The sequence below is a fragment of the Acinetobacter sp. YH12138 genome (genome assembly GCF_015218525.1).
Classification (GTDB): domain Bacteria; phylum Pseudomonadota; class Gammaproteobacteria; order Pseudomonadales; family Moraxellaceae; genus Acinetobacter; species Acinetobacter amyesii.
In genome coordinates this window covers 103295-117662 of sequence record NZ_CP048671.1, presented here as the reverse complement: position 1 = coordinate 117662, position 14368 = coordinate 103295, and the positions used below count along the sequence as shown (strand labels likewise).

18 protein-coding genes, 6 pseudogenes and 1 other annotated feature are annotated in these 14368 nt (G+C 33.5%); of the genes and pseudogenes, 19 read left to right on the top strand and 5 right to left on the bottom strand.

The window, feature by feature from the left end:
* Positions 1–148: 148 nt before the first annotated feature.
* Together G0029_RS16710 and G0029_RS16705 are read left to right on the top strand one after the other, a co-directional pair.
* Positions 149–1212, top strand: a pseudogene (locus G0029_RS16710) (IS3 family transposase); the annotation flags it as partial.
* Positions 279–396 (top strand) — a sequence feature (AL1L pseudoknot). Its footprint overlaps the pseudogene before it by 118 nt.
* 844 nt (positions 1213–2056) lie before the next feature.
* Positions 2057–2359 (top strand): hypothetical protein, encoded by a 303-nt coding sequence (locus tag G0029_RS16705; RefSeq protein WP_180109938.1) that lies wholly within the window; start codon positions 2057–2059, stop codon positions 2357–2359.
* A gap of 241 nt (positions 2360–2600) precedes the next feature.
* On the opposite strand, the gene G0029_RS16700 is transcribed toward G0029_RS16705, so the two are convergent.
* Positions 2601–3254 carry a hypothetical protein gene (locus tag G0029_RS16700; RefSeq protein ID WP_180109937.1) on the bottom strand — a complete coding sequence of 218 codons (654 nt, stop codon included), beginning with the start codon at positions 3252–3254 and terminating at the stop codon, positions 2601–2603.
* Positions 3248–4124, bottom strand: a pseudogene (locus G0029_RS16695) (IS5 family transposase). Before G0029_RS16695 ends, G0029_RS16700 begins: the two are co-directional and overlap by 7 nt.
* Positions 4125–4384: 260 nt before the next feature.
* Between G0029_RS16695 and G0029_RS16690 the strand changes: the two are divergent.
* From G0029_RS16690 to G0029_RS16650, 10 genes and pseudogenes are all read left to right on the top strand, one after another.
* On the top strand, positions 4385–4591 hold the full coding sequence (locus G0029_RS16690) for a hypothetical protein (RefSeq protein WP_180109936.1): 207 nt from the start codon (positions 4385–4387) through the stop codon (positions 4589–4591).
* Between the two features lie 364 nt (positions 4592–4955).
* Entirely contained in the window at positions 4956–5891 is a 936-nt protein-coding gene (locus G0029_RS16685) for a hypothetical protein (RefSeq protein ID WP_180109935.1), read from the top strand.
* Between the two features lie 119 nt (positions 5892–6010).
* Positions 6011–6346: pseudogene (locus tag G0029_RS16680) on the top strand (transposase); the annotation flags it as partial.
* An 8-nt stretch (positions 6347–6354) separates the two neighbouring features.
* Positions 6355–6831: a hypothetical protein gene (locus G0029_RS18585; protein ID WP_413782961.1), complete on the top strand. Its 477-nt coding sequence runs from the start codon at positions 6355–6357 to the stop codon at positions 6829–6831.
* Positions 6832–6833: 2 nt separating this feature from the next.
* Positions 6834–7253 carry a hypothetical protein gene (locus G0029_RS16675; protein ID WP_180109934.1) on the top strand — a complete coding sequence of 140 codons (420 nt, stop codon included), beginning with the start codon at positions 6834–6836 and terminating at the stop codon, positions 7251–7253.
* A gap of 103 nt (positions 7254–7356) precedes the next feature.
* Positions 7357–7602 carry a hypothetical protein gene (locus G0029_RS16670; protein WP_227591932.1) on the top strand — a complete coding sequence of 82 codons (246 nt, stop codon included), beginning with the start codon at positions 7357–7359 and terminating at the stop codon, positions 7600–7602.
* Positions 7595–8026, top strand: coding sequence for a hypothetical protein (locus G0029_RS16665; RefSeq protein WP_180109933.1), 432 nt, complete (start codon positions 7595–7597; stop codon positions 8024–8026). The genes G0029_RS16670 and G0029_RS16665 overlap by 8 nt, the downstream gene beginning before the upstream one ends.
* Positions 8027–8097: 71 nt before the next feature.
* Positions 8098–8385, top strand: coding sequence for a hypothetical protein (locus G0029_RS16660; RefSeq protein WP_227591931.1), 288 nt, complete (start codon positions 8098–8100; stop codon positions 8383–8385).
* Positions 8385–8828 carry a hypothetical protein gene (locus G0029_RS16655; RefSeq protein WP_180109932.1) on the top strand — a complete coding sequence of 148 codons (444 nt, stop codon included), beginning with the start codon at positions 8385–8387 and terminating at the stop codon, positions 8826–8828. Before G0029_RS16660 ends, G0029_RS16655 begins: the two co-directional genes overlap by 1 nt.
* A 697-nt stretch (positions 8829–9525) precedes the next feature.
* A pseudogene (locus G0029_RS16650) lies at positions 9526–9684 on the top strand (IS5/IS1182 family transposase); the annotation flags it as partial.
* On the opposite strand, the pseudogene G0029_RS16645 reads toward G0029_RS16650, so the two are convergent.
* Positions 9638–10129: pseudogene (locus G0029_RS16645) on the bottom strand (helix-turn-helix domain-containing protein); the annotation flags it as partial. The pseudogenes G0029_RS16650 and G0029_RS16645 sit on opposite strands and share 47 nt — an antisense overlap.
* A 224-nt stretch (positions 10130–10353) precedes the next feature.
* On the opposite strand from G0029_RS16645, the gene G0029_RS16640 reads away from it, so the two are divergent.
* From G0029_RS16640 to G0029_RS16615, 6 genes are all read left to right on the top strand, one after another.
* On the top strand, positions 10354–10803 hold the full coding sequence (locus G0029_RS16640; RefSeq protein ID WP_078426712.1) for a PAAR domain-containing protein: 450 nt from the start codon (positions 10354–10356) through the stop codon (positions 10801–10803).
* Positions 10796–11347 (top strand): PAAR domain-containing protein, encoded by a 552-nt coding sequence (locus G0029_RS16635; RefSeq protein ID WP_180109931.1) that lies wholly within the window; start codon positions 10796–10798, stop codon positions 11345–11347. The genes G0029_RS16640 and G0029_RS16635 overlap by 8 nt, the downstream gene beginning before the upstream one ends.
* Positions 11348–11352: 5 nt before the next feature.
* Positions 11353–11976, top strand: coding sequence for a hypothetical protein (locus G0029_RS16630; protein WP_180109930.1), 624 nt, complete (start codon positions 11353–11355; stop codon positions 11974–11976).
* Between the two features lies 1 nt (position 11977).
* Entirely contained in the window at positions 11978–12481 is a 504-nt protein-coding gene (locus G0029_RS16625) for a hypothetical protein (RefSeq protein WP_016803256.1), read from the top strand.
* Positions 12482–12710: 229 nt separating this feature from the next.
* Positions 12711–12998, top strand: coding sequence for a BrnT family toxin (locus G0029_RS16620; RefSeq protein WP_092818268.1), 288 nt, complete (start codon positions 12711–12713; stop codon positions 12996–12998).
* Entirely contained in the window at positions 12985–13299 is a 315-nt protein-coding gene (locus G0029_RS16615) for a BrnA antitoxin family protein (RefSeq protein ID WP_070155399.1), read from the top strand. The genes G0029_RS16620 and G0029_RS16615 overlap by 14 nt, the downstream gene beginning before the upstream one ends.
* A gap of 55 nt (positions 13300–13354) precedes the next feature.
* Here G0029_RS16615 and G0029_RS16610 read toward each other — a convergent pair whose 3' ends face one another.
* Together G0029_RS16610 and G0029_RS16605 are read right to left on the bottom strand one after the other, a co-directional pair.
* Positions 13355–13750, bottom strand: a complete 396-nt coding sequence (locus tag G0029_RS16610; RefSeq protein ID WP_180109929.1) for an Imm41 family immunity protein — start codon at positions 13748–13750, stop codon at positions 13355–13357.
* 5 nt (positions 13751–13755) lie between these two features.
* Positions 13756–13872, bottom strand: a pseudogene (locus G0029_RS16605) (toxin C-terminal domain-containing protein); the annotation flags it as partial.
* Between the two features lie 213 nt (positions 13873–14085).
* Here G0029_RS16605 and G0029_RS16600 point away from each other — a divergent pair.
* Positions 14086–14352, top strand: coding sequence for a hypothetical protein (locus G0029_RS16600; protein ID WP_180109927.1), 267 nt, complete (start codon positions 14086–14088; stop codon positions 14350–14352).
* Positions 14353–14368: the final 16 nt, after the last annotated feature.

The following is a 14368-nucleotide window of genomic DNA, read 5'->3' as shown; positions in this document are numbered from 1 at the left end:
TAAGTTTATCTAAAAGGTACAGAATCACATTTGAAAATTGCTAATAAAATATTAGAAGATTGAATATTCATCTAAAAAGTTTCTATATAACTCGAATCGCGGATAAGAAATTGACTTGAAAAATAGGAGGACTAGAGCCATCCGTTAGATTGGTTGTACTCCTGAAACACTTCGTGCCTGGCATCAAAAGCATTTAGATCAGCAAAATCCTATTAAAGTACAACAGATATCTGATCAAGAAAAAATGAAGCAAATGGAACGTGAAATTAAAGAATTAAAGCGTGCTTTCGCCCAGGCGGAGCTCGACCGCCCACACAAATAATGATGGATTTCATCCATAATAATAAAGTGTTATACGGTGTTGATGCGATTTGTAGGATTTTACCGATCTCAGCTTCAACCTATTAACGAACTTTAGATCTCGCTGACAATCCAGAACATCGAGCGAAACGAGATCTACATGATGAGCATCATGCTGAACAAATTAAACGAATTTGGAAAGAAAGTTCAGGCCGATATGGTGTGCTTAAGGTCTGGCAACAATTGAAACGTGAAGGTTATGTTATCGCACGTTGTACAGTTGCTCGATTGATACAGAAGCTAGGTATACAAGGTGTTATGGCGTTTTAAAACATCTGACTGCCTATCAAAGAGATTATTTATTGGTCGAATAATCTCAAAACCTGATTGACTACCAAGACGGTATCTCAGGTGAGTGACTTTACGTATATTCAAACTCATTCGGGCTGGGTCTATACCGCCTTTATTATTGATGTGTTCTCACGAGCAATTGTTGGATGGAAAGTATCTACACGGATGAATACAGATATGGTGCTCGATGCACTTGAGCAAGCATTGCATGATCGAGGGATGCCAAAGAATGTGATTCATCATTCCGATAGAAGTGTGCAATATCTTTCCAGTCGCTATACCAATCGTCTAGAAGCAGCAAATTTACGAGCGTCAGTCGGTACAAATGGTGATTCATACGATAACGCTTTGGCTGAAACAGTGAATGGGTTATACAAAACAGAGGTGATTGAATATTTAAAAGCAGACTGGCAAGGTTTAGCGGATGTACAACTTGCGACATTAAATTGGGTAGATTGGTTTAACAAAAAGCGTGTACACAGCGCATTGGGTTATGTACCTCCTTTTGAGTTTGAAGCAATGTACTATGATAAGATTAACCCGTTAGGTCAGGTGGCCTAACTTAAATAAAAATGTCTCCGACAAACCCGGTACGCTTCAAATTTAATGAAAGCCTCTATAGTGAAAAAAAATTAAGTTTTAATAAAAAAGCGCCTTTGAATGTAGGCGCTAAATTTTAATGCTTGATACACTAACGCTAATATTCAAGTATACTTAATTTAACATAATAGAGGTTATACGAAATGCTTTTTAAAATATCCTTGTTTTTCATATAGTTAAAAAATTTTCATCCCCCTGAAAAACAACAAAAAACCGACTTGGAAACAAGTCGGTTTCTTTTTAAGCAATTTTGATACTTTTAGCCAATAAAATTGATCAAAAAATATTCTTTTTTGCGTTTTTTCCTGATTTCTCAAGGGTCACAGTTTAGAAATAATCCCCAATTTCTGCGGACAACTCTTGGGATAAAAATCCACCAATTTTGTACGCCTGAGCGCACATGAATTTAGGGATTTTGCGGATATTCATAACCCCTTGTATTCAATATCATGAAGTCATAAGAGAACAGGACGTTCCGCAGAATAAAAATAAATAATTGCACAAGGATCGGCGGCACGACAGGAGTTATGCCAAGCGAACCAATACGAAAAAGCCCGACAGGATGTCGGGCTTTTTTATTGAAAAACTATTTTAAATCATTAGGTTAATGTTATTTATAGAGCTTTGTATAGTGTGTATTATGTTAATTTTAGAGAATATTTAACCAAATATGATGGTGAAGTACAAAATCCAGAACTATACTCAAATTCAAATAAAGAAATAATGATAATTATAAAATGCATGTCATTCATTTAAACTACAATTGCCAATTGTAACTATCTTAAAAATATAGGTTTTTATATTCATGTTTAAATTTCTTTTTTTTCCTTTATTGTTTTTAATCGTCAATGTTGTAATGGATGTATATTTGCTAGATGGGAAAGACTACTTAAATATTTTTGGCTTATTAGGATATGGTTTTTTATCATATAAATTAGCTCCTTATAAAAATTTTAGCCTTGCAATAATCTCTACGAGTTTAATAATTTTTATTATCTGGATAATAACAAGAGAAGCTCTTTTTCAAACTCAATTTTATATTACGTATAGCGTAGCTGCTGCTATAGGAATTTTTATTGCTCATACTCTATCAAGCAAAAATCAATAAAAATGGAGCTATAAGGCCCCCATTTTTGATTTCGCATAAGAGATTTTATGTTAATCAGATGATTAAAAGGCCTGTAAATAGGGCCTTTCGTATAACGCGTATTATGTTAATTTTAGGAAATCTTTAGAACCACTGAAAATAATCAACTTAATTACGAATGACTTTATATTGTTTTCTATGTGAAGTACCTTTTGTAATTATTCTTTTAATGATAAATTAAAATTAAGCATTTACACAAAATTTAGAACAGTCTCAAAAATTTATTTTCAACTATTCTATATATATCAAAGCTATAGAATTCTTTAGGTAAGCTTGTATCATCTAGGGTATTTTTTGCTACTACCTGATACTTTAAAGTTCCGTCACTCAGTTGATATTCCGCTAGTTGATTTGAGGAACTAAGCTTTTCTTTTTTCAATAGTTTTAATTTTAATTCATTTAATACATTTATATCTGAATTTTTCAAAATAAAGCTTACTGGTCCACCAGAGGATAAAGAAATATAAGTTAATTTATTATTATCTTTTTTATATTTCAAATAAACTTCCGTTTGAGGTAAATTAGGAATATTAATATAATGATAAGACATATAAGGATCGCTAAAATCCTTGCTATACATTTTTTCTTTTTTTCCTAAAACAGGATCAATATCCTGAAAATTATTTTCTTTTGCTTTTTTTATAACATACTCAGATATTTTCAAAAAATCATTTTCTGATATCCAATCTCTTAGAGATCCAAAATATTCTTTATCATATTCATCATTTGTCACAACAAGTTTCTCAATTTTAGGAATAATATTTATCTTCTGATGGTTCTCAGCAGGATTATCTTTTTCATGACAACCCATTAGTGCAAAAAAACATAATATCAATAAAGCATGTTTAGTTACCATTTTATATAATCCAAATCATTCATTGCAGGAAAATACTCTTTAATTAATTTTTTAGGATCTTCTTTCGTATATTTACTTGGATCTGTTGGAAATACTTTATATGGTGTTCCTGCTTTTTTTGAGAAGCACTGCTTCGCAAGATTAACTGTTCGAAGTAATTCATTTCGCGCTAGCGAGCTGATCTTTGTATCTTTCCATGGTTTCGCATTTTTTCTAGGTGGAATCACCGCATGCGCTTGCCGATCTGCAATGACCTGACGACATTGTTTGGTGTCATAAGCGCCATCGGTATAAACAGAGTCAATCTGCTCATCTTGTGGAATCTGATCGAGTAAATCACCAAGCACTTGTGAATCACTCACATTAGTTGTAGTGAGTTGAATGGCGCGTATTTGAAGGGTTTCAGCATCTATACCAATATGAAGTTTACGCCATTGGCGACGATATTCAGGTCCATGTTTCTTCCTTTTCCATTCACCTTCACCTAAAAAATTTAGACCGGTAGAGTCTACCAGCAAGTTAAGCCCACCACTGCTTTTTTTGATAATTAATCGCAATATCAATATGTTTTTGTCTTCTGCAAAGCGTACAGTAATCTGGTGCGGTCCAATTTAATCCACAAAGTTTAATCAGACTTTGCACAAAGCCAGTGACCATACGTAAAGATAGACGGAATAAGGATTTAATCATTAAGCAGCATTGGATAGCTGCGTCGGAGTAGGTTTGATTTCGCCCTTGTTTGCCTTTTGATGGAGCATACCATTGCGTAGCAGGATCAAACCAAATGGCAATATTTCCGCGACTCATGAGTGCTCGGTTATATGCGGGCCAATTGGTTGTGCGATAGATTTTGTGTGTAGGCTTCTTCATTTGAAAATTATATCGCTGAAAAAGCCTTTACAGATAGGTTTGTGCAACAAAGCCGGTGAGACTACATAATTTTTTTAGTTTGGTTTACTACACAGCGGACAGAGTTGTCAAAGTTTGGATTAATTACCCCTTTAAATCTTTCAGGAAAATCTATTGGTTGTACTGGGTGAGCATGACTATGCCGTACGGTTAAGCGCTCTCCCATTTGTAGTGTTTGGCCATCTAGATGGTTTAGCACTACGTAAGGCATGGTTACAGAAGTGAATTTACAAACGGGGACTAATTTTATTGGTGTAATTGCGGCAACATTTGGCAAGGTTGCGGATGTGTTAAACCGTCAGCTTCAAATGAAAGTATTGCAGGTTGGTGAATCAGCAAAATTAAGATATTTAAAAAGGTTGGACCACGAGAATCGCTCGCTTTGGTTTATATGGTGGTGCTACCATTTTTGCTGCTTTAGAATTTAAAAATGCTTGGATTTCTTTTAATCGAAATAATAAAACTAGCAAGATTTTTGATGGAGCATTTGGAATCTCGCTAATAGCTTCAACTTATCTTTTACGTAAAGGTACAACGTTTATGTCAGCTCGTTTACTGGGTTAGGAGCGACTGGATGGGGAGTTGCTTTAATTATAGTTGGTTTTGGAATTGATTATTATGCTGACTATAATCGTAGGCAACAGCTTATACAATGGCTTGAACAAAGTGCTTGGGGGGTATCTGATGCAGGATTTTCTTTAGATCAACTTGAAAAAAATTATATAATGGCCGTTGAAGAAGTTAGTAGTTCTAATTGAAGAATAGTAGATCTTAAGAAATAAAAGGAAGATTATGAGCGGTAACTATGGTTATGAGAATCAGAATTTAATACTAGGGTTAAAAATTAATCATGAAAGACCAAAGATATTAACTTATATTAATGAACGAGGATTGATTAATTTTAATTTAGATCCTAAAGAAAAATTAAAAAACAAGTTGATTCCATATTTTAATATCCAGCAAGTTAATGATGATTACCTAGTTTGTACTGATGCTTGGGACGAAATTAGAGGATTGCCATCAATTTTTTCTATATGGTTCTCCATCATATTATTAATAATCAGTTCTTCTTTACTTTTTTTTCTATTTTATGCACTTTTTAAAAATGAAATATCTTTTGCTCTTATAATAGGGACTTTTGCCCTGATTGGAAGTACTTATCTTTTAATAAAAATATTTAATATTTCATTCGGTCGCGAATTATTTGGCTATACACATTACCCGTTAATTTTTAACCGTAAAAAGCAAGAATTACACTATTTTGAGCCTTACCAAAAAAAATGGATTTCAGCTCCATGGAGTGATTATCATTTTTCTATAAATATTAATGAAAATCATGAATACGCTGTGAATGCTTCACTGATTGATCAAAATGAGATCATTCAACAAGTGGTCGTCTTTCCATTTAGATTTCGTAGCTTAAGTTTGGTTGAAGGTCATTGGGAGTTTTTTAGACGCTATATGGCGGGTGAAGACTTAGAAAAATTAAAAAATAATATTCATTACTATGCCCCGAATGTCATTGACCGTAAAGAGATAGCAAGAGAAACTTGGTTTAGACTTAAACTACTAAGATTTTCAGAGCGAGATTATTTCACAGATCAAGTGAAATTACCTTCAGACTTTAATTTAAATCTTTTGATTTTTGGTATTCCTCAATTCTTAATTAGAAGGCTTTGTGTGAGAACATCTAAAATCCCTCAAGTTCCTCAAGAATGGATCAATTAAATTTTAAATGATATTTTTAATCCATAGTTTTATTTAGCAAAGCTATTTAATTATGAGTATTGATAGGCTTTGTTGCACAAAGCTGTTCTTGAGGGCTTCTTCAGCAATATAATTTTCAAATGCAGAAGCCTACACACAAAATCTACCGCACAACCAATTGGCCCGCATATAACAGAGCCCTCATTAATCGTGGGAATATTACTATTTGGTTCGATCCAAAGACCTAGTGGTATGCACAATCACAAGGCAAACATGGACGAAATCAAACTTACTCCGATACTGCTATTCAATGCTGATTAATGATCAAATCTTTATTTAAATTGTCTTTGCGAATGGTCAAAGGCTTTGTGCAAAGTCTGATTAAACTTTGCGGATTAAATTGGATAGCTCCAGATTACACCACGCTTTGTAGAAGACAAAAGCATATTGATATTGTAATCAGCTACCAAAGAAGTATGCAAACTTGTATAGGGAGTTAGATAACGAAGGAACTAAGAAATTCTTGCGTTGGGATCAGTCGATTAAAACTACCAATATACGCCGTATGTTGAAGCAATCGGCATTGGTTAGAGACAATAACTTTAAAGGCGGACTCAAAGAATACGCCAAAGAAATGGGTAAAATCGGTAAGTTTGCGACACAATTAAAAATAGCTGGTTATGTGTCTATTGGTGCGGATGTTGTGAGTTCAAGCGTAAAAGTGTATGAAGCTGCACCTGAGGATAAAGCAAGAACAACGGTTGTTGAGACTGCTAAAGTTACCGCAGGCATTGGTGCTGGATTAGTGGTAAGTGCTATTGTTGTTGGTCTTGCAACTGGTGGAACTGGACTTATAGTCATTGGGATTGTAGCGTTAACGGGAGCTGGAGCATCTAAAGCTTTTGGTGATATTAGTGGGGATGTTGCTGGTGGATTGTATGACATTGTGGCTGATAAATAACAATGGATAAACTTATTTTAGTATTTCAAAAAATGCCTATGGGGGCACTAGCATTCTTTTTCCTTATAGCGATGTTTTTACTATACTTTGTTATGTATGTATATGTTTGTTTAAATTTGGGAGGGATTTGCAGGATTGCTTTTGGTAATGAAAGAAAGTACAAAGCACCATTAGAGCCTTTTGATTTTATATACATTAGCTTTATACCTACTACTTTTTGGAGGGAGCTGTTGCATTTAAAGAAAGGGATAAAGTTTAAAAGTCTTTATAGAAAAGATTTCTTCCTAAAAATGAATCAAGAGCAGTTAAAGAGCTTACTAACAAGCTTCCCAGTTTTTTTTATTTTACAATATGTGATTCTGTTTTCTGGAATTTTATTTATGTCACTAATGTTGGCGTCATATTATTTTGAACTAGGTTAAATAATTGTGTTAAAAGCCGAGATCGATAATTACATCTCGGCTTTTTATTAAGTTTTATGACTATGTGTTTATCGCTACGTATGTCGTGAGTTCAAGCATAAAAGTGTATGAAGCTGCACCTGAAGATAAAGCAAGAACAACAGTGGTTGAGACAGCAAAGCTAGGAACTGGAATTGTTGCTGGCACATTTACAGCAGCATTAATTGTCGGTTTGGCTACAGGTGGCACAGGATTAATTGTTATTGGAATTGTAGCAGTATCGGCTGCACTTGCTACGAAAGGTGCATCAGAAATTGCTGGCGTTGGTGCGGGATATATGTATGATAAAGTGGAAAGTATAAATGAATAAAATTATCAACTTATTGGTTTCAGATCATATATTTGCACTCTTTGCTTTTGGTTTCTTATTCTTTATTCTGTTGTGGGTCTTCTTCATAAGCCTTTATATTTATAGCAATATTTATCTAAAAGGAATTTGCAAAATTTTATATAAGAATGAGAAACGATTTACAAGATTGATGGAGCCCTTTGATTTCTTTCATTTGAGTATGTTGCCCAGTGCCTATTGGAGAGAAATATCAAATATAAAGTTTAATACTTCATTTAAAGCTTACTATGGGAATAATGTATATCAAAAAATAGGTGATTCCCAATTAAAAGAAATGTTGAAAAATTATCCCGTATTTTTTTATCTACATTATTTGATCATTGTGTCAGGTATTTTAGGTACTTTATTTATGCTTTATGCATACATTCATGCACATTATTTTTAAAAAGATTTGAAACTCTATCAAAAACTAAAACCGAGTTAATGTCTCGGTTTTTTCTTAAAATAGCAGGCTATGTGTCTATTACTACGGATGTTGTGAGTTCTGGTGTAAATGTATATGAAGCCGCGCCAGAAGACAAAGCAAGAACAACGATTGTTGAGACTGCCAAAGTCGGTACTGGTTTGGTTGCTGGAGCAGTAGTGAGTGCTATTGTGATTGGACTCGCCACAGGTGGAACTGGGTTGATTGTAATAGGTATTGTGGCTGCTTCAGGAGCAATGGCTACAAAGGGTGCTAGTGAAATTGCAGGATATGGCGTAGGTGAAGCCTATGACTATATTGACGAAATTAGGAATAAATAATGTTGGAAATTCTATTATCTATGTCTAAAGATAGACCTGGTTTATTTATTATTTTAGTTGGTATTTTATTTATTGTAGTGGCATGGGTGGTTATAATAAGCCTTTATATCTATATTAATATTTATCTAAAAGAAATTTGCAAAATTGTGTATAAGGATGAGAAACGGTTTGCAAGATTAATGGAGCCATTTGATTTTTTTTATTTAAGTGTTTTGCCTAGTGCATATTGGAAAGAGATATTAAATATAAAGTTTAATACCTCATTTAAAGCTTTCTATGGGAATAATATATATCAAAAAATAGGTGATTATCAGTTAAAAGAGTTTTTGAAAAATTACCCAATGTTTTTTTATCTTCATTATCTATTTATGCTATCTGGAATTTTAAGTTTGATCTTTTTGTTTCTTGGCTACTCTGTGGATCAGTATTTTAAAAAAAATTAGAGTTCTATCGAAAACCGAGGTTTCTTCTAAAAAAGCTAGTTATTTAATTGTCTTGCGACAGGTGGAACAGGATTAATTGTTATTGGTATTGTTGCTGCTGGAGCTGCTATTGCCGCTAAAGGTACATCTGAGATTGCAGGTCACTATGCTGGTAAATCATACGATTTAGTTGAAAAAGTTATGGAAAATAAATGATAGAATTTATTATTAAGTTATATAAAACTGAACCTACAACATTCATCGGAATGGTCGGGCTTTTATTCTTTATTTTATTGTGGATCTTCTTCATAAGTCTTTATATCTATACCAATATTTATCTAAAAGGAATTTGTAAAATTATATATAAGGATGAGAGAAAATTTAAAAGACTAATGGAACCATTTGATTTCTTTTATTTGAGTATGTTTCCCAGTGCTTACTGGAGAGAAATATCAAATATAAAATTTAATACCTCATTTAAAGCTTTTTATGGGAATGATAGATATCACAAAATAGCTGATTCACAACTAAAAGAAATGTTGAAAAATTATCCCTTATTCTTTCATTTACATTATTTGGTTATTATGTCAGGTATTTCAGGTACATTCCTCCTATTTTTTGCATACTTTTTAGAACAGTATCTTTAAAATTTAGAGTTCTATTGGGCTTTGTTGCACAAACCTATCTGTAAAGGCTTTTTCAGCGATATAATTTTCAAATGAAGAAGCCTACACACAAAATCTACCGCACAACCAATTGGCCCGCATATAACCGAGCACTCATGAGTCGCGGAAATATTGCCCTTTGGTTTGATCCTGCTACGCAATGGTATACGCCATCAAAAGGCAAACAAGGGCGAAATCAAACCAATCATGATATGAGCCATCGATCTGGATCAGCTCACCGAAGCAATCACGATTATAGCGTGGCTGGTATGGGCGTTTAAGGCGCTTAGATCTCGGGATCCAAAGCTCATTGGCTGTCATCCAGCGACGTAGCGTTTCTACAGGAATATCTAGAGCAAACATACTGCTGAGTTTCTCATGAGCCAAGGTCGGCCCAAATCCCAACAGATGTTCAGAAATAATGGAGAGGCACTTTGATTTTAACAAGTCATCATGGCGACGATGACCAGGTTGACCACGACTAGCATGAGCCATACCTGAAACACCATCTTGATTGAGCTTGTGTAATAACCGGGTAATTTGACGGGTTGAAAGATTAAGGATTTCAGCAGCACGGACTTGAGTAATACGGTGATCTCGAACGTCTTGTAGAACAGCAAGGCGTTGAATTTCTTTGTCAGACATAGTGATCAGCATCCATATTTCATATCCAGTCCATGATGGTAAAACCATCATAAACTAGACATTTTTATTGGTGAGGATATAGATACTTTGATTGGGTTCTAACAGAAGAATTTCGTATAATATAGATTATGTTAAATGGACTCATATTTAGTAGAAATTTGAACCATTACATTTTTAATTTTTGCTTCACTTTTTCTTTTGTTATTCTTTACTTAATTAAAATAATTGGATCTAGCATGACTAGCCCTACTTTTTTACATCAACTGCCAGAAGAGCAGTTAAAAAAACTTTCTCAAAATGATATTCAAAAGATTCAGCAAGCAGAACAGCTCTATTGGGATCATAAACCGTATACCAAATTTTATGCTGCATTTAATGGAGCTAAAACAAAAAAAGGTGGGTTGATAAGAGCCTCTACCGACACCTATAAAGTCAAAGGCATTTCTTTAGCTCTAGTTGGTGATGAAGCCATATATGCTGATGGTTCAACTGCAAAAATTATCTCTGGCGCTGGCAGTGCTATCACTGTTCATGATCGATCCGCGGCACTCGTTGGTTCACCATTAGAAAATGGCGATGAAATCATTGATAGTCCGATCACATCACATATTTTACGTTTATATCATGATGCAATGATTCCTGAAGGATTTATGAATCCAACTCTTGGAGACTCAAAGAATGTCTAAAGGTTCTGGTATTCATGGTTCAACCACTGACCATGGTGGAGTAGTAATTTCAACTCAGTCACGTAGCTCACAAATGGGGAATCTATTTCTTCGAGCTGGTGATGGATTTGCCTGTCCAAAATGTAAATGTTGGTCAACTTTGATTAAGAGCAATGATCATGTGATTTTCGATGGGAAAGCTGTCGCTTATGTGGGTGATAAGTTCACGTGTGGCGCAACTTTAATGCCTAATCAAGTCCATGTCGTTGGTGATAGTGGTTCTTCTTATGGTTCATCTGCTGCTTCGAGTATTATTCCCATTGAAAATAGTTTTGTCGAAACTAATCAAGAAATAATACATGGTATGGTTTATCAATTATTAGATGAGCATTCTAATAAACCCGTAGCAAATATGTATTATAAATTAGTTGATCCTGATGGAAATGTTATTGAAGGAGAAACTGATGAAAATGGTCACACAAAAGAAATAACTACTGGATCAAGAGCACAAGATATTCAGTTCTTAACTTATGATCTTTCAAAACCTCTACCACCAATGGATTAAATATAATGGCTCAATATATAAATGGAAAAAATGTAGATTGGCCTGTTGAGCAGAAAGCCTGTGATCCTACAAAAATATTAACAGCTCCATTGTGCAATTCTTACATTAAAGTTGTTGGTTATTATATGGCAAGACCATATAACTTTATGATGGCAAAGGAATATTGGGAAGAAGTTACTAATGATATTGAACTCTTATTAGCAGCTAGATTTGGTCTCGAATATGATATGAATAAGGTTCCAGAGGAAATGTGGTATAGAGCATCTTTTCATACTCAACATTATATTAATTTTCAAAAATATGTGAGACAAAATGCGCTTAAAGACGCGGCAAAATTAGTTGCAGAATTTCAGTCTGATACGTTTGCTTTAAGAACAACTAAGTCTATAGGTGGGTTTTATGATATTGCTCAATTAATTTTAGATGTCAAAGATAAGATTAGTGTTGCTAAAACTGTGGTAGATACAAGGCAATTAGTTGAAAATCAAGGGCCTTTAACGATTAATAGGGCTATGTATAAAAAAGTTTTTAATCAAGATTATCATGCTGGAATGTTAGAGTTACTTAGAAAAGATGGAACTTATAAGGGTGATGGATTGAATGAAAGCTATAAAAAATTAGGTTATTAATATGAATAAATTAATGGTATTAGTCTTAAGTTTTCAGTTAAGTAGCTGTAGTTTCGCTAATGAATATAAGGATAATCTTAAAGCTGCTCAATTGGAAGCAGAACATTCAGCAAGTGTTGTACTAACATTTTTACCCTATAATTTGAAACTTATTAATAAATTAGATTCAAAAACACCTATAGATCTAAAAGATACTATATTTAGACATGTTTTATTTCAAATAGCTTCACTGAAAGGCTTAGAGGAAGCAGGAAAAGAAGGATTCTCTGTTAATGAACAAATGACATATAGACCACATATTGCAAATGATTACTGCTTAATTAACAAATTTTTAATATTATATAAAGAAAAAAATCCAAATGCGGTACTACCTACAGATAAAGATACTTTTGATTGGATTAATCATAAACAGGAACTTTTATTGAAGTATTTAGAAAATAGTAAACTACCAAAAGATACTTTATATGATTGTAAAACATATAATTTTGAGAAGGTAATTAATTAACATAATGGGCATTATACGAAATGCACAAATTGAAACATATAAAAATCAAAAACTTATGATATAAATTATTTGCTCGATGATGTTCAAAAGCCGACTTGGAAACAAGTCGGCTTTTTTATGAGCGGTTTTGGAGTGTTTTGCCAATAATTTTGACTAAAAATTACACCAATTGGGTTGAGTGATACAATTTTGTGATACATTATTGTATATACAAATTTGAATGTTTTTTATGAAACAGTATTTTGAATGGGATGAGGCTAAGAATCGAAAGAATCAGAAAAAGCATGATATCTCTTTCGAAACTGCAAGCCTTGTTTTTGAAGATCCATTAAGGATCTCAATCCAAGACAGACATACCGATGGTGAAGAACGTTGGCAAACCATTGGACGAGTTAAAGGCGTACTAATGTTATTGGTGGCTCACACCATTTTTGATGAAGATGACTGTGAAATCATACGAATCATTAGTGCAAGGCAAGTGACTAAAGCGGAGCGAAACAAATATGAGCATGGTTAGATACTCACGCAAAGAGCTGAATGAGAAATTTAGTGAGAAGCAAGATGCTGAAATTCAACGCTTGCTTGCTAAAGGCACGGTTCCGGATGATCAGCTAGATCTATCAGATATTCCTGAAATTACCGATTGGAGCAGTGCTGTACGCCCAAATCAATTTTACCGCCCAGTGAAGCAACAAACTTCAATTCGGTTAGATGCTGATGTACTTGCTTGGTTCAAAGCACAAGGCAAAGGTTATCAAACACGAATGAATGAAATTTTACGGGATGCTATGCTGAAAGAATTAAAAAATCATCAATAAAAATGGGAGCTTAAGCTCCCATTTTTGACTTCGCATAACGTGTATTATGTTAACTTTAATTAGATTTCAGATTATAACCAAAATCTAACTTTTCTAAGCTAACTTCTTCTGTAAACAAAATCCCTAATAAATATTTGAATCTTTCATATCTATCAAAAATTGTTGGAACTACCCAATCTTCATTTAGTGTATACAACTCATGTTCTTTATAAATTTCAAAATCATTCCAATTTGGAATAATCATTAACTGGGTAATTCTCATTATTCCACACAAAATATTTCTAGGAATAGCCACATTATTGGAATAATGATAATTGATGCTTAAAAGATCTTTTTCTAACTTCCAGTATTCCTTATCAGACCAAACACATTCATCAATCCATAAACCTATAAAACAATTAGGATCATAGTCATCTAAAAACGTAACATTCCTATTGAAATTTTCTAACACGCTATTTAATCTCCAACTTTCTTCATATTTACATCAAAAGTCCCATTTCTAGTACTTTTTCTATTTAATGCATCCACACTACTTGCTTCTTTCCAAGCTCCACCAATGTGTCCTGTAGTATCGGCTTTGTTGCATAAATATGTAAGCATCTGATTTAAATAAATTTAATTTTGGATCAAAAAATAATCAAAACCTTTAAAATCATATAGTTATGAAATCTTTGTGCAACAACGCCTTGGTGTTCTAGTAATGTTAGGTGCACTTTTTTTGGATGTAACTCTGCAAATAACCCAAGTTTCGCTCAAAATATTTCTTGCTTACCTAATTTTTTAAATGTGGAAGTCGGCGGACAAAGTGCTTCAAGTTTTCCATCCTTTTCCCCTTCTAAAAGAATTACGTCTTTTGCTAGAAGTAACGATTTAGCTTGGTCTGTTGCTGATACTTATATGGTAGATTCAAAACCAGGAAAAGGTAAACAAGCTCATTTTTTTGGTGTAAAAGCAGAACCTATGAGATTTTATAAGAATGGAAACTTACTCTATGAAAAAGATCAATCTTTTTTTAATTATGATCCCAAACCAAAGGCTATATTAAGAAGATAAAATGAAAAAAATAATT

What these genes read in the sequence shown, in the direction of transcription:
- G0029_RS16615 (WP_070155399.1), top strand. Translation starts at nt 12,985, where the DNA reads ATGAGCATGGTTAGATACTCACGCAAAGAGCTGAATGAGAAATTTAGT.
- G0029_RS16620 (WP_092818268.1), top strand. Translation starts at nt 12,711, where the DNA reads ATGAAACAGTATTTTGAATGGGATGAGGCTAAGAATCGAAAGAATCAG.
- G0029_RS16635 (WP_180109931.1), top strand. Translation starts at nt 10,796, where the DNA reads ATGTCTAAAGGTTCTGGTATTCATGGTTCAACCACTGACCATGGTGGA.
- G0029_RS16630 (WP_180109930.1), top strand. Translation starts at nt 11,353, where the DNA reads ATGGCTCAATATATAAATGGAAAAAATGTAGATTGGCCTGTTGAGCAG.
- G0029_RS16705 (WP_180109938.1), top strand. Translation starts at nt 2,057, where the DNA reads ATGTTTAAATTTCTTTTTTTTCCTTTATTGTTTTTAATCGTCAATGTT.
- G0029_RS16655 (WP_180109932.1), top strand. Translation starts at nt 8,385, where the DNA reads ATGTTGGAAATTCTATTATCTATGTCTAAAGATAGACCTGGTTTATTT.
- G0029_RS16685 (WP_180109935.1), top strand. Translation starts at nt 4,956, where the DNA reads ATGAGCGGTAACTATGGTTATGAGAATCAGAATTTAATACTAGGGTTA.
- G0029_RS16625 (WP_016803256.1), top strand. Translation starts at nt 11,978, where the DNA reads ATGAATAAATTAATGGTATTAGTCTTAAGTTTTCAGTTAAGTAGCTGT.
- G0029_RS16665 (WP_180109933.1), top strand. Translation starts at nt 7,595, where the DNA reads ATGAATAAAATTATCAACTTATTGGTTTCAGATCATATATTTGCACTC.
- G0029_RS16640 (WP_078426712.1), top strand. Translation starts at nt 10,354, where the DNA reads ATGACTAGCCCTACTTTTTTACATCAACTGCCAGAAGAGCAGTTAAAA.
- G0029_RS16675 (WP_180109934.1), top strand. Translation starts at nt 6,834, where the DNA reads ATGGATAAACTTATTTTAGTATTTCAAAAAATGCCTATGGGGGCACTA.
- G0029_RS16700 (WP_180109937.1), bottom strand. Translation starts at nt 3,254, where the DNA reads ATGGTAACTAAACATGCTTTATTGATATTATGTTTTTTTGCACTAATG.